Annotated in this window: 20 protein-coding genes; 15 read left to right on the top strand and 5 right to left on the bottom strand. The window is 68.3% G+C overall.

The features are described 5' to 3' along the window. Positions 1-79: 79 nt before the first annotated feature. The 10 genes from xdhA to ACSQ86_RS20530 all read left to right on the top strand — a co-directional run bounded on the left by xdhA (position 80) and on the right by ACSQ86_RS20530 (position 13,693). A complete protein-coding gene (gene xdhA / locus ACSQ86_RS20575) occupies positions 80-1,660 on the top strand; it encodes a xanthine dehydrogenase small subunit (protein WP_436304848.1) in 1,581 nt (526 codons plus the stop codon). Position 1,661: 1 nt separating this feature from the next. Beyond that, the gene (gene xdhB / locus ACSQ86_RS20570; protein WP_436304847.1) at positions 1,662-4,088 is read left to right on the top strand and encodes a xanthine dehydrogenase molybdopterin binding subunit; all 2,427 of its coding nucleotides are present in this window, start codon (positions 1,662-1,664) and stop codon (positions 4,086-4,088) included. Positions 4,089-4,238: 150 nt separating this feature from the next. Then, positions 4,239-5,186, top strand: coding sequence for a LysR family transcriptional regulator (locus ACSQ86_RS20565; RefSeq protein WP_093102938.1), 948 nt, complete (start codon positions 4,239-4,241; stop codon positions 5,184-5,186). 92 nt (positions 5,187-5,278) lie between these two features. Beyond that, positions 5,279-6,625 carry an NCS2 family permease gene (locus tag ACSQ86_RS20560; protein WP_093103257.1) on the top strand — a complete coding sequence of 449 codons (1,347 nt, stop codon included), beginning with the start codon at positions 5,279-5,281 and terminating at the stop codon, positions 6,623-6,625. Between the two features lie 65 nt (positions 6,626-6,690). Then, positions 6,691-8,223: an ABC transporter ATP-binding protein gene (locus ACSQ86_RS20555; RefSeq protein ID WP_436304846.1), complete on the top strand. Its 1,533-nt coding sequence runs from the start codon at positions 6,691-6,693 to the stop codon at positions 8,221-8,223. Then, positions 8,216-9,370, top strand: coding sequence for an ABC transporter permease (locus tag ACSQ86_RS20550; protein WP_436304845.1), 1,155 nt, complete (start codon positions 8,216-8,218; stop codon positions 9,368-9,370). Before ACSQ86_RS20555 ends, ACSQ86_RS20550 begins: the two co-directional genes overlap by 8 nt. An 85-nt stretch (positions 9,371-9,455) precedes the next feature. Further along, positions 9,456-10,376, top strand: a complete 921-nt coding sequence (locus ACSQ86_RS20545; RefSeq protein ID WP_093103259.1) for an ABC transporter permease — start codon at positions 9,456-9,458, stop codon at positions 10,374-10,376. Between the two features lie 51 nt (positions 10,377-10,427). Beyond that, positions 10,428-11,597: a BMP family ABC transporter substrate-binding protein gene (locus ACSQ86_RS20540; RefSeq protein WP_093102942.1), complete on the top strand. Its 1,170-nt coding sequence runs from the start codon at positions 10,428-10,430 to the stop codon at positions 11,595-11,597. Positions 11,598-11,663: 66 nt separating this feature from the next. After that, a complete protein-coding gene (locus ACSQ86_RS20535; protein ID WP_436309506.1) occupies positions 11,664-12,653 on the top strand; it encodes a Rieske 2Fe-2S domain-containing protein in 990 nt (329 codons plus the stop codon). Continuing rightward, positions 12,653-13,693 carry an adenosine deaminase gene (locus tag ACSQ86_RS20530; RefSeq protein ID WP_436309505.1) on the top strand — a complete coding sequence of 347 codons (1,041 nt, stop codon included), beginning with the start codon at positions 12,653-12,655 and terminating at the stop codon, positions 13,691-13,693. Before ACSQ86_RS20535 ends, ACSQ86_RS20530 begins: the two co-directional genes overlap by 1 nt. A 23-nt stretch (positions 13,694-13,716) precedes the next feature. Here the strand turns inward: ACSQ86_RS20530 and ACSQ86_RS20525 are convergent, their stop codons facing one another. Both ACSQ86_RS20525 and ACSQ86_RS20520 read right to left on the bottom strand, forming a co-directional pair. Beyond that, positions 13,717-14,064, bottom strand: a complete 348-nt coding sequence (locus ACSQ86_RS20525; RefSeq protein WP_436309504.1) for a hypothetical protein — start codon at positions 14,062-14,064, stop codon at positions 13,717-13,719. 137 nt (positions 14,065-14,201) lie between these two features. Then, a complete protein-coding gene (locus tag ACSQ86_RS20520) occupies positions 14,202-15,473 on the bottom strand; it encodes an MFS transporter (protein WP_436309503.1) in 1,272 nt (423 codons plus the stop codon). A gap of 81 nt (positions 15,474-15,554) precedes the next feature. On the opposite strand from ACSQ86_RS20520, the gene ACSQ86_RS20515 reads away from it, so the two are divergent. Then, positions 15,555-16,484, top strand: a complete 930-nt coding sequence (locus ACSQ86_RS20515) for a LysR substrate-binding domain-containing protein (RefSeq protein WP_436304840.1) — start codon at positions 15,555-15,557, stop codon at positions 16,482-16,484. A 5-nt stretch (positions 16,485-16,489) separates the two neighbouring features. Here ACSQ86_RS20515 and ACSQ86_RS20510 read toward each other — a convergent pair whose 3' ends face one another. Then, positions 16,490-17,110, bottom strand: coding sequence for a pyridoxamine 5'-phosphate oxidase family protein (locus tag ACSQ86_RS20510; RefSeq protein WP_436309502.1), 621 nt, complete (start codon positions 17,108-17,110; stop codon positions 16,490-16,492). Between the two features lie 5 nt (positions 17,111-17,115). Beyond that, complete coding sequence (locus ACSQ86_RS20505; RefSeq protein ID WP_436309501.1) at positions 17,116-18,273, bottom strand: MFS transporter; 1,158 nt, start codon at positions 18,271-18,273, stop codon at positions 17,116-17,118. Positions 18,274-18,352: 79 nt separating this feature from the next. On the opposite strand from ACSQ86_RS20505, the gene ACSQ86_RS20500 reads away from it, so the two are divergent. From ACSQ86_RS20500 to ACSQ86_RS20490, 3 genes are all read left to right on the top strand, one after another. Continuing rightward, a complete protein-coding gene (locus ACSQ86_RS20500) occupies positions 18,353-19,240 on the top strand; it encodes a LysR substrate-binding domain-containing protein (RefSeq protein ID WP_436304837.1) in 888 nt (295 codons plus the stop codon). 82 nt (positions 19,241-19,322) lie between these two features. Then, positions 19,323-19,718, top strand: a complete 396-nt coding sequence (locus ACSQ86_RS20495; RefSeq protein ID WP_093102954.1) for a hypothetical protein — start codon at positions 19,323-19,325, stop codon at positions 19,716-19,718. Positions 19,719-19,796: 78 nt separating this feature from the next. Further along, a complete protein-coding gene (locus ACSQ86_RS20490; protein ID WP_436304836.1) occupies positions 19,797-20,894 on the top strand; it encodes a BMP family ABC transporter substrate-binding protein in 1,098 nt (365 codons plus the stop codon). A gap of 20 nt (positions 20,895-20,914) precedes the next feature. Here ACSQ86_RS20490 and ACSQ86_RS20485 read toward each other — a convergent pair whose 3' ends face one another. After that, on the bottom strand, positions 20,915-21,796 hold the full coding sequence (locus ACSQ86_RS20485; protein ID WP_436309500.1) for a LysR family transcriptional regulator: 882 nt from the start codon (positions 21,794-21,796) through the stop codon (positions 20,915-20,917). Positions 21,797-21,894: 98 nt separating this feature from the next. Between ACSQ86_RS20485 and ACSQ86_RS20480 the strand changes: the two genes are divergently transcribed. Next, positions 21,895-22,497 carry a short chain dehydrogenase gene (locus ACSQ86_RS20480; RefSeq protein WP_436309499.1) on the top strand — a complete coding sequence of 201 codons (603 nt, stop codon included), beginning with the start codon at positions 21,895-21,897 and terminating at the stop codon, positions 22,495-22,497. The last annotated feature ends 23 nt before the right edge of the window (positions 22,498-22,520 follow it).

Here is a 22,520-nt window from a genome sequence, read left to right as displayed (position 1 = left end):
TGGTATGCATGCGGCTTGTGAAAGGACTAACTTCGCAGGCACGGTTTTTGATCGCCACCACGAGTTGCCTCCCACGAGCATGAGCATGACCCCGAGCACCCAACCCATCCGCTTCTTCCACCGCGGCCGGATCGTCGACGTGAGCGGCGTGCATCCGACGCGTTCGGTGCTCGACTGGCTGCGCGAGGACGCACGCTGCACCGGCACCAAGGAAGGATGCAACGAGGGCGACTGCGGTGCCTGCACCGTGGTGATCGGCGAACTGGCCGAAGCCGGCGAGGCGAATGCGGTGGGCGGACTGCGCCTCTCGACGGTGAATGCCTGCATCCAGTTCCTGCCCACGCTGCACGGCAAGGCGCTGTTCACGGTCGAAGACCTCAAGGCGCAATGCAGCAAGGGCCGCGACACCGCGCAGCACGACAAGCACGCGGTGACGCGCCTGCATCCGGTGCAGCAGGCCATGGTCGACTGCCACGGCTCGCAGTGCGGCTTCTGCACGCCGGGCTTCGTGATGTCGCTGTGGTCCACCTACGAACACCACCAGGCCGGGGGCACGCGGCCGACGCGCCAGCAGCTGGCCGACGATCTCTCGGGCAACCTGTGCCGCTGCACCGGCTACCGCCCGATTCTCGATGCCGGCCAGCGCATGTTCGACCTGCCCGGCGTGCGGCTCGACGCCGAGCCGGTCGTCACCGCGCTCGCCAGCCTCAAGCACGAAAACAGCTTCGACTACGCCGCGCCGCTGGGCCAGCGCATGGACCACTTCCACGCCCCGACCACGTTGGCCGACCTGGCCGCGCTGCGCGAAGCCAAGCCCGCGGCGCAGCTGCTCGCGGGCTCGACCGACGTCGGCCTGTGGGTCAACAAGCAGTTCCGCGACCTGGGCGACATCATCTTCGTCGGTGACGTCGCGGAGATGAAGGTGGTGGAAGAGCGCGGGGATGCGCTCTACATCGGCGCCGGCGCTTCGCTCGAGGCCGCCTTCGGCGCGCTGGCACGACGCCTGCCCAGCCTGACCGACGTCTGGCTGCGCTTTGCCTCGCCGCCCATACGCAACGCCGGCACCATGGGCGGCAACGTCGCCAACGGTTCGCCGATCGGCGATTCGCCGCCGGTGTTGATGTCGCTCGACGCCGAGATCGAGCTGCGCCGCGGCGAGCGGGTGCGCCGCATGCCGTTGCCCGACTTCTATGTCGACTACATGAAGAACCGCCTGGAGCCCGGCGAGTTCGTGCAAGGGCTCGTGGTGCCGCTCGCAGCCATGCAGCGCCAGGTGCGCGCCTACAAGATCAGCAAGCGTTTCGACTGCGACATCTCGGCCCTGTGCGGCGGTTTTTCCATCGCGCTCGACGGTGACGTGGTGAAGGAGGTGCGCCTGGCCTTCGGCGGCATGGCTGCGGTCGTCAAGCGTGCCGCGCAGGCCGAGGCGGCACTGGTCGGCAAACCCTGGACGCAGGCCAGCGTCAACGCGGCCAAGCTTGCGCTGGCGCAGGACTTCAAGCCGCTGACCGACATGCGCGCCAGTGCCGACTATCGCCTGCAGGTGGCGCAGAACCTGCTGCAGCGGCTGTGGCTCGAAACGCGTACCACCGACCCGCTGCCGGTGGAAGCCACCAGCGTCTGGAGCGTGATGCCCCATGCGGCCCTGCAAGGAGTCTGAGATGAACAAGCCCATCGACCTCGCCCTGCTGCAATCGGCAGAGGCCTTTGCCGACTACCTGAAGAACACCGCCGCGCGCATCGATGCGCGCGCCGAGGCCAAGGCGCACGACGACGGTGCGCGCGTCGGCATCAGCCGGCCGCACGAATCGGCCCACCTGCACGTGGCCGGCGAGGCCACCTACATCGACGACATCCCCGAACTCGCGGGCACGCTGCACTGCGCGCTGGGGCTGTCGCCGGTGGCCAATGGCCGGCTCCAGAACATGAAGCTCGAAGCCATCTGCGCCATGCCCGGTGTGGTGGCGGTGCTGACGGCGGCCGACATTCCGGGCAGCAACGACTGCGGCTCGATCATCCACGACGACCCCATCCTCTGCAGCGGCGACATCCGCTACCTGGGCCAGCCCGTGTTTGCCGTGATCGCCGAGACGCGCGACGCCGCGCGCCGCGCCGCGGCCTGCGCCAAGGACGCGCTGGACATCGAGGCCGAGCCGCCGGTGATCACGCCGCAGCAGGCGCATGAGAAGGGCCAGTACGTGCTGCCGCCGATGCATCTCGTGCGCAGCACGAACGAGGGCGGCGCACAGGCCGCGATCGCGAAGGCGCCGCACCGGCTGAAGGCCACGCTCGACGTCGGCGGGCAGGAGCAGTTCTACCTCGAGGGCCAGATCAGCTACGCGATCCCGAAGGAGGGCGGCACGATGCACGTGCACTGCTCGACCCAGCATCCGAGCGAGATGCAGCACCTGGTGGCGCATGCGCTGCACCTGCATGCGAACGAAGTGCACGTCGAGTGCCGGCGCATGGGCGGCGGCTTCGGCGGCAAGGAGTCGCAGTCGGCGCTCTTCGCCTGCGTGGCGGCGGTGGCGGCGAACAAGCTGCAGCGCCCGGTCAAGCTCAGGCTCGACCGCGACGACGACTTCCTGATCACCGGCCGGCGCCACTGCTTCTGGTACGAGTACGAGGTCGGCTACGACGACGAGGGCCGCATCCTCGGCGCGGAAATCTCGATGGTCTCGCGCGCCGGCCACTCCGCCGATCTTTCGGGCCCGGTGATGACGCGCGCGCTGTGCCACTTCGACAACGCCTACTGGCTGCCCGACGTGGCGATGCACGGCTATTCGGGCCGCACCAACACGCAGAGCAACACGGCGTTCCGCGGCTTCGGCGGCCCGCAGGGCGCGATCGCGATCGAGAACATCCTCGACACCGTGGCGCGCGAGCTGAGCCGCGACCCGCTCGACGTGCGGCGCATCAACTTCTACGGCAAGACGCAGCACAACGTCACGCCCTACGGCCAGCTCGTCAGCGACAACATCATCCACGAGCTGGTGGCCGAGCTCGAAGGCACCAGCGGCTACCGCGCGCGGCGCGAGGAGATCGCGGGCTTCAATGCCAAGAGCCCGGTGCTCAAGCGCGGCATCGCGCTGGCGCCGCTGAAATTCGGCATCTCCTTCAACGTCAAGCACTTCAACCAGGCCGGCGCGCTGGTCCATGTCTACACCGACGGCTCGATCCTCGTGAACCACGGCGGCACCGAGATGGGGCAGGGGCTCAACACCAAGGTGGCGCAGGTGGTGGCGCACGAGCTCGGCGTGAGCTTCGAGAGCGTGCGCGTCACGGCCACCGACACGCAGAAGGTGGCCAACACCTCGGCCACCGCCGCATCGACCGGGGCCGACCTCAACGGCAAGGCTGCGCAGGACGCCGCGCGCCAGATCCGCGATCGCCTGGCCGCCTGCGCGGCGGCGCGCCACGGCGGCGAGGCGAGCGCGGTGCGCTTCGCCAACGACCAGGTCGAAGTCAACGGCCGCTCGCTGTCGTTCAGCACGGTCGTCGGCGAGGCCTACCTCGACCGCGTGCAGCTCTGGTCCGACGGCTTCTATGCCACGCCGGGCCTCAGCTGGGACAAGGACCGGATGCAGGGCCGCCCCTTCTTCTACTACGCCTACGGCGCTGCCGTGAGCGAGGTGATCGTCGATACGCTCACCGGCGAGTGGAAGCTGCTGCGCGCCGACATCCTGCACGACGCCGGCAAGTCGCTGAACCCGGCGGTCGACATCGGCCAGGTCGAAGGCGCCTTTATCCAGGGCATGGGCTGGCTCACGACCGAGGAGCTGGTGTGGCATCCGAAGACCGGCCTGCTCACCACGCACGCGCCCAGCACCTACAAGATCCCGACGGCCAACGATTGCCCGCCGGTGTTCAACGTGCGCCTGTTCGAAGGCCAGAACTTCGAGGACTCGATCCATCGCAGCAAGGCGGTGGGCGAGCCGCCGCTCCTGCTGCCCTTCTCGGTCTTCTTCGCGATCCGCGATGCCGTGTCGGCCGTGGGCAAGCACAAGGTGGACCCGCCGCTGACCGCGCCGGCCACCAGCGAGTCGATTCTCCGAGCGATCACTGCGGTGCAGAACGCATCCGCATAACCCAACCCGTTCGCCCTGAGCCTGTCGAAGGGCCGCGCAAGGCTTCGACCCTTCGTCAAGCTCAGGACAGGCCAAGCTCAGCCCGAACGGACTTAACGTGAATTCAGCGCTGTATAACTGCCCACACATTCAGCAACATGCGGGCAGCTTATGAGAGACCAGGCGCTTCTCGACAAGATCGATCTTCATCTCATCAGGGTTCTACATACCGTGTTGACCGACCGCAGCGTCTCGCGCGCCGCCATCCGCCTGGGCATGTACCAGCCTGCAGTTTCTGCAGCGCTGAAGCGCCTGCGCGAGCTCTCGGGCGACCCATTGCTGGTGCGCTCGGGCTCGGGCATGGTGCCGACCGATGCGGGGCTGCGCATGATCGATCCGGCCGCCAGCATCCTGCGCGCCGCGGAGATGCTGTTCTCCGATGCGCGCGGCTTCGATCCCCAGACCGCGTCCACTACCTTCCGCATCGCGGCCAGCGACTACCTCGATCCTTTGTTCCTGCCGATGCTGGTGGCGCAGGTCAAGGCGCAGGCGCCGTTGTGCCACATCGAGATCCATTCGCTCTCGTCCGATTCGGACTATCACGCGCACCTGTCGCTCGGCCAGGTCGACCTGGTGATCGGCAACTGGCTCAAGCCGCCGGAAGACCTGCACATGGCGCGGCTCTTCGCCGACGACATCGTCTCGCTGGTCAACAAGGACCATCCGGCCGTGCGCCGCGGCTGGGAGCTCGAGACCTGGCTCGCGGCCGAGCACGTGGCGCCGACCCCCATGCACCCCGGCGCGCGCGGCATCATCGACCAGATGCTCGACGAGCTGGGCCGGCAGCGCAACATCACGGCGCGCTGCGCGCACTTCAGCCTGATCCCCGACATGGTGGCCTCGAGCCTGCTGGTGCTGACCACCGGCCGCCAGTACTGCGAGCGTTTTGTCGACCGCCTGCCGGTCGCGATCCTCGAGTGCCCGATCGCACTGCCGCGCCTCATGTACTACCAGCTCTGGCATGAGCGCACCCATTCATCGAGCTCCGCGCGCTGGCTGCGCGAGCGAACCAAAGCCGTGGCGGCCTCGCTGAGGCCGTCGCTTCCCGCTGCCGGCTAGGCAGTTCTTCCACTCGCGCCGGGCGTCGCGACTTCGACCCACGCCATCTACATAAGAGAGACGGAGACAACGCGATGAACCGCACACAACAGATGCTCGACATCAGCGAGCACGACACCAGCTCTGCACGCCCGGCCACCGGCTGGGCCGAGCGCATGTTCAAGCTCAAGGAGCACAACACGACAGTGCGCACCGAGCTGGTGGCAGGCCTCACGACCTTCCTGACGATGGCCTACATCATCTTCGTCAACCCGTCGATCCTCGGCGATGCGGGCATGCCGAAGGACGCGGTGTTCGTCGCCACCTGCCTGATCGCCGCGCTCGGCACCGCGATCATGGCCTTCTACGCCAACTACCCGATCGCGCTGGCGCCCGGCATGGGGCTCAATGCCTACTTCGCCTACGTGGTCGTGCTGCAGATGGGCTTCACCTGGCAGGCGGCGCTCGGCGCGGTCTTCGTCTCGGGCTGCCTGTTCCTGCTGGTCACGCTCTTCAAGCTGCGAGAGCTGATCATCCGCGGCATCCCGCAGTCGATAAGGCTGGCCATCACGGTCGGCATCGGCCTCTTCCTCGCGATCATCGCGCTCAAGAGCGCGGGCATCGTCGCGCCGTCGAAGGCCACCTACATCACGCTGGGCGACCTGCACACGCCGCAGGTGGTGCTGGCGACGCTGGGCTTCTTCACGATCGTGGTGCTCGACCGGCTCAAGGTGCCCGGCGCGATCCTGATCGGCATCATCGCGGTGACGGTGCTGTCCTTCTTCTTCGGTGGCAACACCTTCCACGGCGTGTTCTCGGCGCCGCCCTCGATCGCGCCCACCTTCTTGCAGCTGGACATCAAGTCGGCGCTCTCGGGCGGCATCCTGAACGTGATCCTGGTCTTCTTCCTGGTCGAGCTCTTCGACGCCACCGGCACGCTGATGGGCGTGGCCCGGCGCGCCGGCCTCCTGGTGCCGGGCAAGATGGACCGGCTCAACAAGTCGCTCTTGGCCGACAGCGGCGCGATCTTCGCGGGCTCGCTGCTGGGCACCTCGAGCACCACGGCCTACGTGGAAAGCGCGGCCGGCGTACAGGCGGGCGGGCGCACCGGCCTCACGGCGCTCACGGTGGCGGTGCTGTTCCTGGCCGCTCTGGTGATCTCGCCCCTGGCCGGCTCGGTGCCGGCCTATGCGACCGCACCGGCGCTTTTCTTCGTGGCCTGTTTGATGCTTAGGGACATCACCGAGCTCGACTGGGACGACACGACCGAAGTGATCCCGGCCGCCGTTACGGCGCTGGCGATGCCCTTCACGTACTCGATCGCCAACGGCCTGGCCTTCGGCTTCATCACCTATGCGGTGCTGAAGCTGTTCACCGGCCGCGCCAGGCAGGTGCACTGGATGGTGTGGCTCATTGGCGGCGTGTTCCTTTTCAAGTTCATCTATATCGGCGGACACTGACGAAAATACGGCGATCGTCCCAAGGGCGGTTCAGGGCAACAACAACCCAAAGGCCAGGCACAGGCATGACAATCCAAAGACTTCAGCTCGCGCACATTACGAAGCGCTATCCCGCGGTGGTCGCCAACAGCGGCGTCTCGCTCACGGTGGCGCCGGGCGAAACCCATGCCGTGCTCGGCGAGAACGGCGCCGGCAAGTCCACGCTGATGAAGATCATCTACGGTTCCGTGAAGCCGGACGAAGGCAGCGTGACCTTCAACGGCCAGCCGGTCACCGTGCGCAACCCGCAGGAGGCGAGGGCGCTGGGCATCAGCATGGTGTTCCAGCACTTCAGCCTGTTCGACACGCTCACCGTGGCCGAGAACGTCTGGCTCGGGCTCGACAAGAGCCTGGCGCTGGCCGAGGTCACGCGCCGCATCACGGCCAAGGCGAGCGAGTACGGGCTCGACATCGACCCGTCGCGGCCGGTGCACACGCTCTCGGTCGGCGAGATGCAGCGGGTGGAGATCATCCGCGCGCTGCTCACCGACCCCAAGCTCCTGATCCTCGACGAGCCCACCTCGGTGCTGACCCCGCAAGCAGTGGTCAAGCTCTTCGTGGTGCTCAAGAAGCTGGCCTCTGAAGGCTGCAGCATCCTCTACATCAGCCACAAGCTGCACGAGATCCGCGAGCTTTGCACCGCCTGTACGGTGCTGCGCGGCGGCAAGGTCACGGGCGTGTGCAACCCGCAGAACGAAAGCAATGAATCGCTGTCGCGCCTGATGATCGGCGCCGAGCCGCCGCCCCTGCAGCACCGGCCGGTGCATGCGGGCGCGGTGGCCTTGCGGGTCAAGGGCCTGACGCTGGCGCGCGAAGACCAGTTCGGCGTCGACCTCGACGGCATCTCGCTCGACGTGCGGGCCGGCGAGGTGGTGGGCATCGCGGGCGTGTCGGGCAACGGCCAGAAAGAGCTGCTCTACGCGCTCTCCGGCGAGGACACGCGCGCCGAGGCGCCGATGATCGAGGTCTTCGGCCAGCCGGCCGCGCATTTCAGGCCGCGCAGGCGGCGCGCGCTGGGCCTGCATTTCGTGCCCGAGGAAAGGCTGGGCCGCGGCGCGGTGCCGACGCTGAGCCTCGCGCACAACATGCTGCTCACCCGCAGCAACGCGGTGGGCCAGGGCGGCTGGATCCGCACCGGTGCGCTGCAGCAGCATGCCGGCGAGATCATCCGGCGCTTCAACGTCAAGGCCGGCGGGCCCGGCGCGGCGGCGCGTTCGCTCTCGGGCGGCAATCTGCAGAAGTTCATCGTCGGGCGCGAGATCGACGCCAATCCGAAGATCTTCATCGTCTCGCAGCCGACCTGGGGCGTGGACGTGGGCGCCGCGGCGCTGATCCGAGGCGAGATCCTGGCGCTGCGCGACGCCGGCTGCGCGGTGCTGGTGGTGAGCGAAGAGCTCGACGAGCTGTTCGAGATCAGCGACCGGCTGCACGTGATCGCCAAGGGCCGGCTCTCGCCCTCGATCGACCGCGCGGCGGCCACCGTGCCGCAGATCGGCGAATGGATGAGCGGCCTGTGGAACGCCCCCCAGGCTGCAGCGAAGGAGGTGGCCCATGCTTAAGCTCGAACCCCGCCCGCAGCTCTCGCGCTTCTGGAGCTACGGCTCGCCGATCCTGGCCCTGCTCATCACGGTGCTGATCGGCATGGTGCTCTTCGCGCTGCTGGGCAAGGACCCGGTCAAGGGCCTCGCGGTCTTCTTCTGGGAGCCGATCAAGAGCGGCTATGCGCTGGGCGAGCTGATGGTCAAGGCCACGCCCTTGCTCATCATCGCGCTCGGCCTGGCCGTGTGCTTCCGCTCCAACGTCTGGAACATCGGTGCCGAAGGGCAGTTCGTGTTCGGCGCGATCGCGGCCGGCGGCGTGGCGCTGCTGGCCGACAAGACCACGGGCTCGTGGATCGTGGCTGCGATCCTGGTGGCCGGCATCTTCGGCGGCATGGTCTGGGCCGGCATCGTGGCCTTCCTGCGCGACAAGTTCAACGCCAACGAGATCCTCGTGAGCCTGATGCTGGTCTACGTCGCGACGCTGCTCCTGGGCTACATGGTCTACGGACCCTGGAAAGACCCGATGGGCTACAACTTCCCGCAGACCAAGACTTTCGAGGCGGTGACGCAGATCCCGCGGCTCATGAAGGGCTCGCGCGTGAGCATCGGTCTGGTCATCGCGCTGATCGGCGCGGCGGCCCTGTGGGTGTTCCTGTTCCGCACGCGCTCGGGCTTCGCGCAGCAGGTCGGCGGCCTGGCGCCGGCCGCCGCGCGCTATGCCGGCTTCTCGGCGCGGCGCGCGGTGTGGATCGCGCTGCTCACCTCGGGCGGCGCGGCCGGCCTCGCGGGCGCGCTCGAAGTGGCGGGCCCGATCGGCCAGCTCACGCCCTATGTGCCGGCGGGCTACGGCTTCGCCGCGATCATCGTGGCCTTCGTCGGCCGGCTGCATCCGGTGGGCATGATCTTCTCGGCCATCCTGATGAGCATGTTCTACATCGGCGGCGAGCTCGCGCAGTCGCGCCTGGGCCTGCCCAAGTCGCTGACCGGCGTGTTCCAGGGCCTGCTGCTCTTCACGCTGCTGGCGTGCGACACGCTGATCGCCTACCGCATCCGGCGCAAGTCGGCGCCCAAGGCGGTGGCTGCGCCGGCCGGCACCTCGTCGCTGCAGGCCAGCACGCCACTGACCGCACCCGTCGCCGTCCAAGCCACCGAAGGAGCAATTTAATGAACCCCCACGCTCATCACTTCGTGTATTCGCTGCCCCCCGAGGGGACGCATGCCGCCCTTGGGGCGGCCCGGCGGGAGGCATGATGGAAAGCTACGCACTCCTCCTGGGCTCCACGCTCAGCGCCGGCACCGTGCTCGCGATCGCGGCGCTGGGCTTGCTGATCAACGAAAAGGCCGGCATCGTGAACCTCGGCGCCGAGGGCATGATGCTGTGCGCCGCGATCGCCGGCTTCGCCACGGTGGTGGTCACGCACAACACCTGGCTCGGCTTTCTTGCCGGCGCTGCGGCCGGCGCGCTGCTGGCGGCCTTCTTCGGCGTGCTGGTGATCTGGCTCAACACCAACCAGTACGCGACCGGGCTCGCGCTGAGCCTGTTCGGCGTCGGCTTCTCGGCCTTCGCGGGCATCAACTTCGTGCAGGCCAAGCTGCCCGAGAGCACGAACTACGCGCTGCCGGTGCTGGGCGACATTCCGCTCATCGGGTCGGCCTTGTTCCGGCACCACCCCATGGTCTACTTCGCGGTGCTGCTCACCATCGGCCTCATCTGGTTCCTCTATCGCACCCGCGCCGGACTGGTGCTGCGCTCGGTCGGCGAGTCGCCCGAGTCCTCGCATGCGCTGGGCTATCCGGTGCGGCGCATCCGCTTCCTGGCGGTGATCGCGGGCGGTGCGCTGTGCGGCCTTGCAGGCGCCTATTTGTCGACGGTCTACACGCCGCTTTGGGTCGAAGGCATGGTGGCGGGCCGCGGCTGGATCGCGCTGGCGCTCACCACCTTTGCGACCTGGCGGCCGGTGCGCGTGCTGCTCGGCGCCTACCTGTTCGGCGGCGTCTCGATGCTGGGTTTTCACCTGCAGAGCACGGGCGTCGACGTGCCCAGCCAGTTCCTCAGCATGCTGCAGTACATCGCGCCGATCGTGGTGCTGGCGCTGATCTCGCGCAACCCGGCCTTCATCCGCGTCAACATGCCGGCATCGATCGGGAAACCCTTCTACCCCGGCTCATAATTGAGTTTCGTTTTGTTTCTCTGCCAACCTGTCCTTTTGAGGATTTCGACAATGAATGATCTGAACAAGCGTTCCCTGCTCAAGCTGGCTGCCGTCACTGCGGTCGCTTCGGCCGCCCTCATCGGCTGCGGCAAGAAGGAAGAAGCGCCGGCGCCTGCACCTGCTGCACCGGCACCGGCTCCGAGCGCCGCGGCGCCCGCGCCCGCAGCGCCACTGAACGTCGCGTTCGCCTATGTCGGGCCGGTGGGTGACGGCGGCTGGACCTTTGCGCACGACAACGCGCGCAAGGCGGTCGAGAAGGAATTCGGCGCCAAGATCAAGACCACTTTCGTCGAGAGCGTGCCCGAGTCGGCGGACGCCGAGCGCGTGTTCCGCGACATGGTGGGCCAGGGCAACAAGCTGATCTTCGGCACCACCTTCGGCTACATGGAGCCGATGCTCAAGGTCGCCGGCGACAACAAGGATGTCAAGTTCGAACATGCCACCGGCTACAAGACGGCCGAGAACATGCGCACCTACGACAGCCGCACCTACGAAGGCGCGTACATGGCCGGCATCATCGCGGGCGCGATGACCAAGAGCAACACGTTGGGCGTGGTCGGCTCGGTGCCGATCCCCGAGGTGCTGCGCAACATCAACTCCTTCACGCTGGGTGCGCAATCGGTCAATCCGAAGGTCACGACCAAGGTGGTTTGGGTCAACGAGTGGTTCAGCCCGCCGAAGGAGACCGAGGCCGCCACCGCGCTGATCAACGGCGGCGCCGACGTGCTGTTCCAGAACACCGACTCGCCGGCCGTGCTCAAGACCGCGCAGGAAAAAGGCAAGCGCGCCTTCGGCTGGGATTCGGACATGACCGCCTACGGTCCCAAGGCCCACCTGGCCTCGGCCGTCATCAACTGGACGCCGTACTACACCAAGGCCGTGCAGGACGCGCTCGACGGCAAGTGGGCCACCGGCCAGACCTGGTGGGGCGTGAAGGAAGGCGCGATCGACATCGTGTCGCTGGCCGAAGACGTGCCGGCCCCGATCAAGACCAAGGTCGAGGAAGTCAAGAAGGGCCTGAAGGACGGCAGCTTCTCGATCTGGAAGGGCCCGATCGTCGCGCAGGACGGCAAAGAACTGGTTGCCAAGGACGCAGTCGCCGACGACAAGTTCCTCTCGGGTGTGAACTTCTACGTCAAGGGCGTCGAGGGCAAGGTGCCGGGCGGCGACAAGAAGTAAGCCGTCGGAGTTTTCGTTCTGAAGGGTTGCCGATCGGCAACCCTTTTTCGTTTCCCAACGCTCACGATGATCGAAAAAGAACTCTGGCATCCCGTTGCGCTCACCGATGAAGTAGCTGGCGCACCGTTCGCCGCGCGCCTGCTCGGCGAAAACCTCGTGCTGTGGCGCGACGCCGCCGGTGCGGTGCAGGCCTGGGCCGACCGCTGTCCGCACCGGGGCGCGCAGCTCTCGCTGGGCCGCGTGGTGGCCTGCGAAGGCGGCACGAGGCTGGAGTGCCCGTATCACGGCTGGCAGTTCGCGACCGGTGGGCGGTGCGCACACGTGCCCGCGCTGCCAGACTTCCAGCCGCCGGCCACGCACCGCGCGACGATGCATGCGGCGCAGGAAGCCCATGGCCTGGTCTGGGTGCGCTTGCAAGGCGAGGGTGGCGCGCTGCCGGCCTTCGCGGCCGAGCACGACGTGCAGCTGCGCAAGCTCAACTGCGGCCCTTACGACGTCGAGACCAGCGCGCCGCGCCTGGTTGAGAACTTCCTCGACATGGCGCACTTCGGCTTCGTGCACGAAGGCTGGCTCGGCGCGCGCGACATGACGGCCATCGACGACTACCGCGTCGAGGCCACGCCCGACGGCCTGCTCGCGACCGGCTGCAAGGCCTGGCAGCCGCAGTCCACGATCAATTCCACGGCGCCGGCGAAGGTGGAGTACAGCTACGAGGTGACCGCGCCCTATGCCGCGGTGCTGACCAAGATCCCCGAAGCGGCGAGCGTGGGCATCGACGGCTACCAGGAATCGATCGCGCTCTTCATCTGCCCCGTCGATGCGGAGTGCAGCCGGGTGTGGTTCCGTCTCGCCACCGCCGACTTTGCGCGCGATGATGCGCAACTGCGCGCATTCCAGGACACCATCTTCCTGCAGGACAAACCGGTGCTCGAATCGCAGCAGCCCAAGCGCCTGCCGCTGGAGCTGCGCGCCGAGCTGCACACCGCGGCCGACAAGGCCTCGTCTTTCTACCGCCGGCACCTCTTGGCGCGCGGCATCACTTTCGGAGTCTGCTGATGACCTACACCGTTCCTCCCGTTGCCGCCGACCGCCTGCCCGCGCTGCTGCGCGCCATGCCCAAGGCCGAGCTGCACATGCACATCGAAGGCTCGCTCGAGCCCGAGCTGATCTTCGCGCTCGCGCAGCGCAACAGCGTGGCCATTCCCTACGCCAGCGTGGAAGAGCTGCGCCGCGCCTACGCCTTCACCAACCTGCAGAGCTTCCTCGACATCTACTACGCGGGCGCCAGCGTGCTGCTTGCGGAGCAGGACTTCTACGACATGGCCTGGGCGTACCTCGAACGTGCCGCGGCCGACAACGTGGTCCATACCGAGATGTTCTTCGACCCGCAGACGCACACGGTGCGCGGCGTCGCGATGCAGACCGTGATCGACGGCCTGCACCGCGCCTGCGTCGACGCGAAGAGCAAGCTCGGCGTGAGCGCGGCGCTGATCCTGTGCTTCCTGCGCCACCTGAGCGAGGAAGACGCCTTCGCCACGCTCGAACAGGCGCTGCCGTTTCGCGACCGCTTCATCGGCGTTGGCCTCGATTCCAGCGAGCTCGGCCATCCGCCCGAGAAGTTCGCGCGCGTGTTCGCGCGTTGCCGCGCGCTCGGCTTCCACCTGGTCGCGCACGCGGGCGAAGAGGGTCCGCCGGCCTACGTGTGGAGCGCGCTCGACGTGCTCAAGGTCGAGCGCATCGACCACGGCGTGCAGAGCACCAAGGACGCCGCGCTGATGAAGCGCCTGGCAGCGGACCGCATCCCGCTCACCGTCTGCCCGCTGTCCAACCTCAAGCTCTGCGTGTTTCCCGATCTCGCGCAGCACAACCTCGGCGCCTTGCTCGACGCCGGCCTGGTCGCGACCGTGAACTCGGACGACCCGGCCTACTTCGGCGGCTACATGAACGAGAACTTCGTCCAGACCTTCGCGGCGACCGGCCTGACGGCGCAGCATGCGTGGCAGCTGGCGGCCAACAGCTTCGAGGGGAGTTTTGTCGACGCGGCGACGAAGGGGCGCTGGATGGATCGGCTGAACGAGGCCTTTGCGCGGGCTTGACGCAGGGCTGTGATGAGATTTCGCTAGGCGGGCATCGGGACCCGGTCCGGTTGATAGCACATAGGTCGCTCGTCGAACGCCAGCCAACCAAGCTGGTCGCACAGGCGCTGAACGATCGCTGAGTGGTCCGCTCGCAGCGAGCATCGCAGGCTGAGTGTGCCCTTTGCCGCAGGAACGTGAAGTTCAATCCATTGACCGTCGATCTGGGTGCGACCGACATGATCACTGTCCCAATCGATGGCATGAATCGCGCGTGCCAGTGCTGCCCGAATTGCAACACCGTTGTTCAACGGAAGGACCGTAGCTTCGCCAAGTTCGTGCGGCTCGAGTGGCAGACGCGTGGGTTGGAAGAAGAGATACGTGTACGCCATGGGCTTCGCGCGTTTGACATGAACGGCAGCTGGAGGCTCTTGCTCTGGCTTCCTGTTGACCCTGAATTCACAGCACTATTCTGCCGATGTCTGTGGGTCGGATTCTGCCTTTGTACTGATTGCGGCACTTGTACCTCTTACGGTCGTACGCCCACGGCCTCGACCCGGGTCCTCTGTATTGGTACGAGCAGCGGCAGCGCCATCAACGCGCAGGCGCTGGCCGCAAACCACACCAGTGGCCAGCCCTGCAAGGCCTGCAGGTGCGGAATCGACAAGGGTGTGAGAAAGCAGACCGCGAACACGCTGGTGTTGGCCATGCCCAGCGCGGTGCCGGCGCGCGCAGCGCCCGCGAGCACGGCGAGCTCGGTGTAGGCCACGCCGTGCCAGGCCGAGACGCAGACGCCGCAAGCGGCCAGCAAGACGATCAGCACGATGCGCAGCGTCGATGAATCGACAACCGTCGCATCGCCGGCCAGCGACACTGCGCCGAGCGCGGCGAACAGCAGCACGCTGAGCATGCTGCAAGCGCGCAGGTAGGCCGGCCGGTTCCTGCGGCGGTCGGTCCAGCGGCCGCTCCAGACGCGCATCGCCATCGCGCCCACCTGTACCGTCACCATGGTGGCGGTGATCGCGGCGAGGCCGGCATGGCCGAAGTCGTGCAGGAACACGGTGCCGAAGGACAGCACCGCGAACTGCGGCGCACAGAGGATGCCGATGCCGGCAACGATGCGCCAGACGCGCGGGTCGCGCAGCGGGCCGTTGTGTGGCGCGGCAACGTGCGCTGCGGGTGTTGCGCGCGGCGCGGCCGGCGGCTCATGCACCCAGGCCCGGCAGAGCAGGGCGCTCAGTGCGCACAGCGCGGCCAGCAATCCGTACAGCGCCGCGAAACCGAAGTGCAGCGCGACCACGGGCAGCACCAGCGCGCCGATGCCGCCGCCCAGCGGCACGGCCGTCTGCCGGATGCTCATCGCAAGGCCGCGCTCGCCGTCCGCGAACCAGGTCATCACGGCGCGCCCGCTGGCGCCGTTGACGCTGCCGCCGAGCAGGCCGACAAGGAGCAGGCCCGCACCGAGCCAGCCGAGGCCCGGCACTTGCTGCGCCGTGGGCGCGGCGAACAGCGCCATTGCGACGAGCGCCGCCGTCGTGGCGCCGAGCCCGGTCAGCAGCACGGGCCGATCGCCCCAGCGGTCGGTGAGCAGGCCCCAGGGCAGTTCGCTGACGGCGATGCCCAGGCCCATGAGGCCGAGCACCAGGCCCAGCGTCGCGTTGTCGAGCCGGTAGCCCGAGCGCATGAGCACGGCGGTCATCGGAATGCCGCTGAAGGCGACCGAGAAGGCGGCGTTGGCGGCCACGCCGGCGGCGAGCACCTTCCAGCGGTGCCGGGGAGAGAAATGAGGATCGGATGACATCGTGCGACGCAGTGTCGGCTGTTGCCAGAGTTCTGAAAATCAGAAAATAATCAACCAATCATCCCAAAAAACAGGATCGTCATGGCCCAGGTGATGTTCGACCTCGATGTGCTGCGCAGCTTCTCCACCGGCATCGCGCTCGGCAGTTTTGCGCGCGCGGCCGACAAGCTGGGGCGCTCCACCTCGGCCGTGAGCGCGCAGCTCAAGAAGCTGGAGTCGCAGGCCGGCACGCCGTTGTTCCGCAAGGCCGGGCGCGGCCTCGACCTGACGGACGCGGGCCAGACCATGCTGGCCTATGCGCACCGCCTGCTCGAGATCAACGACGAAGCGGCGGCTGCGATGCGCGGCGTCGATCTGCAGGGCTGGGTGCGCCTGGGCCTGCAGGAGGACCTGGGCGAGACGCTGCTGCCCGGCGTGCTCGGCCGTTTTTCGCGCGCGCATCCCAAGGTGCGCATCGAGGCTTGCGTGGCACGCAGCGCCGAGTTGCGCGAGCGGCTCGACCTGGGCCAGCTCGACCTGGCGCTGATCTGGGAGGTGGAGGGCAGGCTCTCGCTGGCGCACGGCGAGCGCCTGGTGCGCCTTCCGCTGCAATGGGTGGGCCCGGCGGCGCCCGAGGCGCTCGATGCGCCGTGGTGGATCGAGCGCCAGCGGCCCGGCGCGCGCAAGTCGAAGGAGGCGCTGCCGCTGGTGCTGCTCGACGCGCCATGTCCGTTGCGCGAGATCGTCACCACCGTGCTCGACCGCGCGGGCATCCCGTGGCGGCATGCGTTCACCAGCGCCAGCCTCGCGGCGCTGTGGGCCGCGACCTCGGCGGGGCTCGGCCTGTCGGCGCGAACGCCCTTCGGATTGCCTTCGCATGTGCGCGTGCTCGATCGCGCCGGCACCGGCCTGCCGGCCTTGCCGCAGATGGCGCTGGCCATGTACCGCGCGCAGGCCGAGCCCGAAGCGCCGGTGGCGCGGCTGGCGGAGCTGTTGCGCGAGGCAGTGCGCGCGGGTGTGCCCGGCGCGTGAGCATGTCAGTACAGCGTGCGTTCCTGGCGCGCCGGCAGTTCGCGGTCGTAGGTCGCGCCATCGAACTCGCCGGCGGTGAGCGCGGCCAGGATGGCGCCCGGCGTCGGTACCGACCGCTTTGCATCGACCGGCAACGGCGCCCACAGCCGGGAACGTTGAATGGCTCGCGCGCACTGGAAGAACACCGACTCCACGCGGATGACGACCACGCACTGCGGCTCTTTGCCATCGACCGCGAAGCGCTCCAACAGATCGGGCGCGACCGTGATGCCGGCGCGGCCGTTCACGCGCAGCGTTTCGCCGACGCCCGGGATGAGGAACAGCAAGGCCACGCGCGGATCGGCCACGATGTTGCGCAGGCTGTCGATGCGGTTGTTGCCGCGGCGCTCGGGCATGAGCAGCGTCTTCTCGTCCTGCACTGCGACGAAGCCCGGCGGGTCGCCGCGCGGCGAAGCGTCGAGGCCGCCCGGATTGCAGGTGGCAAACACGGCGAAGGGCGAGGCCGCAATCAGCGCCTGGTAAGAGGGATGCAGATAGGGCACTTCTTTCTTGATCGAGGCCTCGCCGGCATGGCCGAACAGCGCTTCGAGCTGGGCCAGGGTTTCGATGGCATGGGGCTGGGTCATGGAGATCATTTCCTCGTGGCAGTGGATGGGAGGTACACGGCTGGCTTCGACTCTCGCCCGCACGCCAGTGCGGCCAGTGCCAGCAGCAGCGCCGGAAGGCCGTAGAGCCACAGCGGGGAAGCGACCGGCAGCAGGAGCCCCGCGAGCAGGGGCCCGGTGCCGGCGCCGATGTCGCGCCACACCGAGCGTGCGGCCAGCGCCTGAACACGCCCGGGCCCCGGTGTGCGCCGCGCCACGATGGGCGGCAGCAGCGGCAGTTGCAAGGCGCGCAGCACGACGATGGCGGCAGCGCAACTCCACAGCCAGCCGGCGCCGAAACCCGCCAGCGCAACGGCGGTGAGCAGCGACAGGATGACCAGCAGGCGCTCGGCGCCCAGCCGCTCGGCCATGCGGCCGCCGACCGGGCTCAGAAGGATTTCCGCCAGGTAGCGCAAGGCCATCAGCAGGCCGGCCACAACCACCGCGCCGCCCGGCAGAAGATCCTTGCCGAGGTAGGACAGGCCGACGATGAAGAGCCCGTCCAGCGTCAACCCTTCCATGAAGGACCAGGCATCCAGGCTGTTGGGCCGCTGGAAGCGCCGCACCGGCGTCGCAATGCGGTGCGGTGCAGAGGGCAGCCTGCGTGCCGCGCAAAGGCCGAGGAGCGACACCGCAGCGAGCACGAAGAAGATCGGCCGCGGCCCGGTCGATTGCGCGAGCAGCGCGCCCACGGGCAGCGCGAGCACCGGCCCGATGGCGATGAAGGCGCGCGAGCGTCCGCTGCGGCGAGACGCGCCGACCGGATCTGCCGTTGCCAGCGACTGGGTCGAAAGGTTGAGGCCCGCGAAGCACAGGCCCCACAGCAGCCGCAGCGGCAGCAGCGCCCAGAAGCCCGAGAGCGTTGCGTAGCCCAGCGCGCAGAGCGCCGCCGTCGCCACGGCCAGCGTGCAGGTCGGGCGGTCGCCGCGCTGCGCATAGAGGCGCGCCACCTGGCCATAGCCGGCGATGCGCACCAGCCGGTTCGCCGCGAGCAGCATGCCGGCTTCCGCCAGTGTCAGGCCGAACTGCGCCGCGTACATGGGCAGCAGCAGGTACAGCACGGTGTCCGCCGGCAGCGAAAGCGCCAGCGCGAGGGCGGCGTGGCGCGAGTTCAGGTCGGCGGCGGCGGGCGGGGTTCGAGGCATCAGGACCCGATGGTGCGTTGCGCGGGCTTGCCCTGACAAACGACATTCGCGCGCCGGCATGCGTGAGAAAATCGCACGCATGCCGACCCGCGAACCGCCACTGAACGCCATCCGCGTTTTCGTCGCGGCGGCGCGGCACCAGAGCTTCACGCGCGCGGCGGTCGAGCTTCATGTCACGCACGGCGCGGTGAGCCGGCAGATTCGCAGCCTCGAAGAATTTCTCGGCGTCGCCCTGTTCGAGCGGCGCATCCGGCAGGTCACGCTGAGCGCGGAAGGACAGCAGTTCTTCGCCGAGGTCGGCCCTGCGCTCGAGCAGATCGGCGCCGCGGCGCGGGCGCTCGGCAGAGAGGCGCCCGTCCGCGCGGTGCGGATCAACGTGCGGCCGTCCTTCGCGGTGCGCTGGCTGATCCCGCGGCTGCCTTCTTTCGTCGAGCGCCATCCGGACATCGAGCCCCAGGTCGTCACCAGCACGGTCGCGCCGGCGCAGGCCGCCGACGGCTTCGACATCGCGGTGCGGCGCGGACTCGAGGGCTGGCCGCCTTCCATGCGGGTGAGTCCCTTCCTCGAAGACGAGGTGCTGGTCGTCGGCGCGCCGGCGCTCTTCAGATCGCAGCCTCTGGCCGATCTGCGCGCGCTGGCATCGCACGTGCTGCTGTCGGCGAAGACGCGCAAGAGCGACTGGGACGATTGGAAGAAGCAGGTCGGCGCACCGCGGACGAAGCCGGCCGGCCGGCTGCAGTTCGACCACCTGCATTTCGTGCTGCAGGCGGCGGTCGACGGGCTGGGCATTGCGCTGGCGCCGACCTCGCTGCTCGCGCATGACCTCGTCTCGGGGCGATTGCAGCCGGCCCTGCCTGCGCTGCGCATGCCCTTGACGCGCTACTACTACGGCCTCGCGCCCGATGCCGTGCCCGAAGCGCGGTGCGTTGCCGAATGGTTCGAAGAAGAGATGCGGCGCGCGCAATAGTTCACGCAAACGGTCCCCCCAAAAAGCCGGCGCGGACGTACGATGAAGCGCTGAACACATTCGTGTTGAGACGGGGCGGAACATGAAAGCGCGTTGGGAATTTGCTGCACTCGCATCGGCAGCCGTCGTGGGCATCTGCCTTCCGGCCAGTGCCCAGAGCGCAAGAGAACTCGCCTTGGCGGCGCCCAACGAACAGCAGGAGGCGGACTATCGCGTGATCGCCGCGCGCTGCGGCACGCCGGCCTTCGAGAAAGCCTTCTTCCTGCATTCCAGGGCCGCGGTTGCTGCCGGCCTGGTCTCGAAGGGCCGCGACCCGGCGGACGTCGAGAAATCCATCGCAGCGCGGCGGCGCAGCCCGCTCGTCCTGGTCGCCACGCCTTCGGACTGCCCGAGCCAGCTGGCGCAGTTGAAGGAACTGCAGAAGCAGCGCAGCGACGCCATGAGAAGCACGCGCGGAAGCCGGTCGCGTAGCGGCTGAGCGCGCGCCGGTAAAATACCGCCCGGCGCTGCTGCCCCGCAGCGCCCTTTTCTTTCTGGGGCCATGTAGAGGAACACCATGTACAAAAACCTCGCGGGCAGCGCCGTTGCGGCGCTCGCAGCCGCCTGTTTTCTATCGCCTTCATTCTCCCAACCGAAGCCCGCGGCCGATCCGCTCAAGATCGGCTTCGTGTATGTCGCGCCCATCACCGATGCCGGCTGGGTGCGCCAGCATGAAGAGGGCCGCAAGGCCGTCGAGGCCGCGTTGCCCGGCAAGGTGAAGACCACTTTCGTCGAGAACGTGCCCGAGGGCGCCGATGCCGAGCGCGTGATCCGCGATCTTGCGCAGCAGGGCAACAAGCTCATCTTCACGCCCAGCTTCGGCTACATGGAGCCGACGCTCAAGGTGGCGCGCGATTTCCCGGACGTGAAGTTCGAATCCATCACCGGCTACAAGGCCGCGTCCAACGTCGCGACCGCGAACGCGCGCTACTACCAGGGTCGCTACCTCGCCGGCGTCGCGGCCGGCCGCATGACGAAGACCCATATCGCGGGCTACGTGGCCGGCTTCGCGATCCCCGAAGTGCTGCAGGGCATCAACGCCTTCACGCTCGGCATGCGCTCGGTCGATCCGCAGGCCCAGGTCAAGGTCGTCTGGCTCGATGCGTGGTTCGACCCGCCGAAGGAGCGCGATGCCGCGATGACGCTGTTCAACCAGGGCGTGGACGTGATCGCCTTCCACACCGGCTCCACCGCCGTCATGGCCGCGGCGCAGGAGCGCGGCAAGATGGCCGTGGCCTACCACTCCGACATGCGCAAGGTCGCGCCCGATGCGCAGATCGTCGCCGTCACGCACCAGTGGGGCGCCTACTACACGCAGCGCGCGCAGGCCGTGCTCGACGGCAGCTGGAAGGCCACCAGCGTCTGGGGCGGCGTCAAGGAAGGGATGATCCGCGTCGGCGACTTCGGGCCCAAGGTGCCGAAGGCGGTGCAGGAGGAGGTGCTGGCGCGCCAGCAGGACATCGCCAGCGGCAAGCTGCAGGTCTTTCGCGCGGTCGAGGACGTGCGCGACAACGAGGGCAAGCTCGCCATCGCCAAGGGCACGAGCCTGCGCGACGACCAGATCCTCACGATGAACTGGCTGGCCGAGGGCGTGCAGGGGCGCATCGCGCGCTGAGCGCCTGAACAGGCCCTCCCTCAGCCGAGGCGTTCCACCACGAACTCGACGAAGCTGCGCAGCTTGGCGCTGGGCCGGGCCTCCGGCAGCCGCACGATGTGCACCTCGCGCGTCGGCAAGTCCCAGTCCGGCAGCAGCTGCACCACCTGGCCCGAGGCCAGTGCCGGCGCGAGCAGCGGATCGGCCTGCACGATCACGCCGACGCCGGCCAGGGCCGCCGCGAGCAAGGCCTGCCCATTGTTGGTGGCCAGCGGGCCGCGCACCGGCACGTGCGCCGTCTCGCCGCCGCGCGTGAAGCGCCATGAATGATCGGGCCCCCAGGCGGCGAAGCCGAGCAGCGGCAGCGCCTCGAGCTCGCGCGGATGGGCCGGCATGCCATGGCGCGCGACGAAGGCCGGGCTCGCGACCGCGAACATGCGCGAGCGCGCCAGCGGCCGCGCGATCAGGCGTTCGTCCATCGGCGTGCCCGAGCGCACGCCGCAGTCGAAGCCTTCCTCGGCCAGGTCGACCATGCGGTCATTGAGATTCAGTTCCACCTTCACTTGCGGGTGCGCCGCCAGGTAGTCGCCGATCACCGGCGTCAGGCGGTGCGCGCCGTAGGCCACCGGCGCCGTGACGCGCAGCGTGCCCTGCGGCACGGCCCTGAGCGCTTCGGCCACGCCGTCGGCCGTGCGCACGCTCGCAATCACGTCGCGGCAGCGCTCGAGGTAAGCGGCGCCGATCTCGGTCAGCGTGTGGCGGCGCGTGGTGCGTTGGAGCAGGCGCGCGCCCAGCTCGGTTTCGAGCGCGCGGATGTGCTTGCCGACCATCACGGCAGAGATGTCCAGCGCTTCCGCCGCAGCCGCGAAGCTGCCGGCATCGATCGTCGCGACGAACACTTCCATGGCGCGCAGCTTGTCCATATTGCTAACCGTTGCTTTCGAATGGACGAAGCGTAGCGTCATTTATCGATCGAGCGATGCACGGAAGAATCTGCTTCTTTCAATCGATGGAGCAGGTCATGAAGATTCTTGTGGTGGGCGCGAACGGCGCGGTGGGCAGTGCGGTGGTGGAGGCGCTGGCCGAACGCCACGAGGTGCTGAGCGCAGGCCGCCAGCACGGCGACTGGCGCGTCGACATCACCAGCGATGCCAGTGTCGAGGCGCTGTTCGCCGCCGTCGGCCCGCTGGATGCCATCGTCTCGGCGGCCGGCAACCTTTTCTTCGGGCCGCTGGCCTCGATGCGGCCGGCCGATTTCAATGTGGGCCTGCAGGACAAGCTGCTCGGCCAGGTGCGGCTCGCCTTGCTGGGCCAGCACGTGCTGTGCGACGGCGGCTCGATCACGCTGACCACCGGCATCGTGGCCGAGGAGCCGATCCGCCAGGGCGCCAACGCGACCGCGGTCAATTCGGCGGTCGAAGGCTTCGTGCGCGCGGCCGCCACCGAGCTGCCGCGCGGGCTGCGCATCAATGCGGTGAGCCCGACGGTGCTGACCGAATCGCTGCCAAGCTACGGCTCCTTCTTTCCCGGCTTCGAATCGGTGCCGGCCGCGCGGGCGGCGCTGGGCTATGTGCGCAGCGTCGAAGGCTCGCAGACGGGGCGCGTGTACCGCGTGTGGCAATGAGCCGCGCCGGGATGGGCGATGTT

Source organism: Variovorax sp. LjRoot130 (assembly GCF_964253755.1).
Lineage (GTDB): Bacteria > Pseudomonadota > Gammaproteobacteria > Burkholderiales > Burkholderiaceae_C > Variovorax.
This window is presented reverse-complemented; position numbering and strand designations above follow the sequence as displayed.

Excerpts from the sequence above, each read along its gene's own strand:
- xdhA (WP_436304848.1), top strand. The coding sequence starts at position 80 with ATGAGCATGACCCCGAGCACCCAACCCATCCGCTTCTTCCACCGCGGC.
- ACSQ86_RS20500 (WP_436304837.1), top strand. The coding sequence starts at position 18,353 with ATGCCGACCCGCGAACCGCCACTGAACGCCATCCGCGTTTTCGTCGCG.
- ACSQ86_RS20550 (WP_436304845.1), top strand. The coding sequence starts at position 8,216 with ATGCTTAAGCTCGAACCCCGCCCGCAGCTCTCGCGCTTCTGGAGCTAC.
- ACSQ86_RS20510 (WP_436309502.1), bottom strand. The coding sequence starts at position 17,110 with ATGACCCAGCCCCATGCCATCGAAACCCTGGCCCAGCTCGAAGCGCTG.
- ACSQ86_RS20495 (WP_093102954.1), top strand. The coding sequence starts at position 19,323 with ATGAAAGCGCGTTGGGAATTTGCTGCACTCGCATCGGCAGCCGTCGTG.
- ACSQ86_RS20505 (WP_436309501.1), bottom strand. The coding sequence starts at position 18,273 with ATGCCTCGAACCCCGCCCGCCGCCGCCGACCTGAACTCGCGCCACGCC.
- ACSQ86_RS20515 (WP_436304840.1), top strand. The coding sequence starts at position 15,555 with ATGGCCCAGGTGATGTTCGACCTCGATGTGCTGCGCAGCTTCTCCACC.
- ACSQ86_RS20565 (WP_093102938.1), top strand. The coding sequence starts at position 4,239 with ATGAGAGACCAGGCGCTTCTCGACAAGATCGATCTTCATCTCATCAGG.
- ACSQ86_RS20485 (WP_436309500.1), bottom strand. The coding sequence starts at position 21,796 with ATGGACAAGCTGCGCGCCATGGAAGTGTTCGTCGCGACGATCGATGCC.
- ACSQ86_RS20525 (WP_436309504.1), bottom strand. The coding sequence starts at position 14,064 with ATGGCGTACACGTATCTCTTCTTCCAACCCACGCGTCTGCCACTCGAG.
- ACSQ86_RS20535 (WP_436309506.1), top strand. The coding sequence starts at position 11,664 with ATGATCGAAAAAGAACTCTGGCATCCCGTTGCGCTCACCGATGAAGTA.
- ACSQ86_RS20555 (WP_436304846.1), top strand. The coding sequence starts at position 6,691 with ATGACAATCCAAAGACTTCAGCTCGCGCACATTACGAAGCGCTATCCC.
- ACSQ86_RS20560 (WP_093103257.1), top strand. The coding sequence starts at position 5,279 with ATGCTCGACATCAGCGAGCACGACACCAGCTCTGCACGCCCGGCCACC.
- ACSQ86_RS20530 (WP_436309505.1), top strand. The coding sequence starts at position 12,653 with ATGACCTACACCGTTCCTCCCGTTGCCGCCGACCGCCTGCCCGCGCTG.
- ACSQ86_RS20480 (WP_436309499.1), top strand. The coding sequence starts at position 21,895 with ATGAAGATTCTTGTGGTGGGCGCGAACGGCGCGGTGGGCAGTGCGGTG.
- xdhB (WP_436304847.1), top strand. The coding sequence starts at position 1,662 with ATGAACAAGCCCATCGACCTCGCCCTGCTGCAATCGGCAGAGGCCTTT.
- ACSQ86_RS20520 (WP_436309503.1), bottom strand. The coding sequence starts at position 15,473 with ATGTCATCCGATCCTCATTTCTCTCCCCGGCACCGCTGGAAGGTGCTC.
- ACSQ86_RS20490 (WP_436304836.1), top strand. The coding sequence starts at position 19,797 with ATGTACAAAAACCTCGCGGGCAGCGCCGTTGCGGCGCTCGCAGCCGCC.
- ACSQ86_RS20540 (WP_093102942.1), top strand. The coding sequence starts at position 10,428 with ATGAATGATCTGAACAAGCGTTCCCTGCTCAAGCTGGCTGCCGTCACT.
- ACSQ86_RS20545 (WP_093103259.1), top strand. The coding sequence starts at position 9,456 with ATGGAAAGCTACGCACTCCTCCTGGGCTCCACGCTCAGCGCCGGCACC.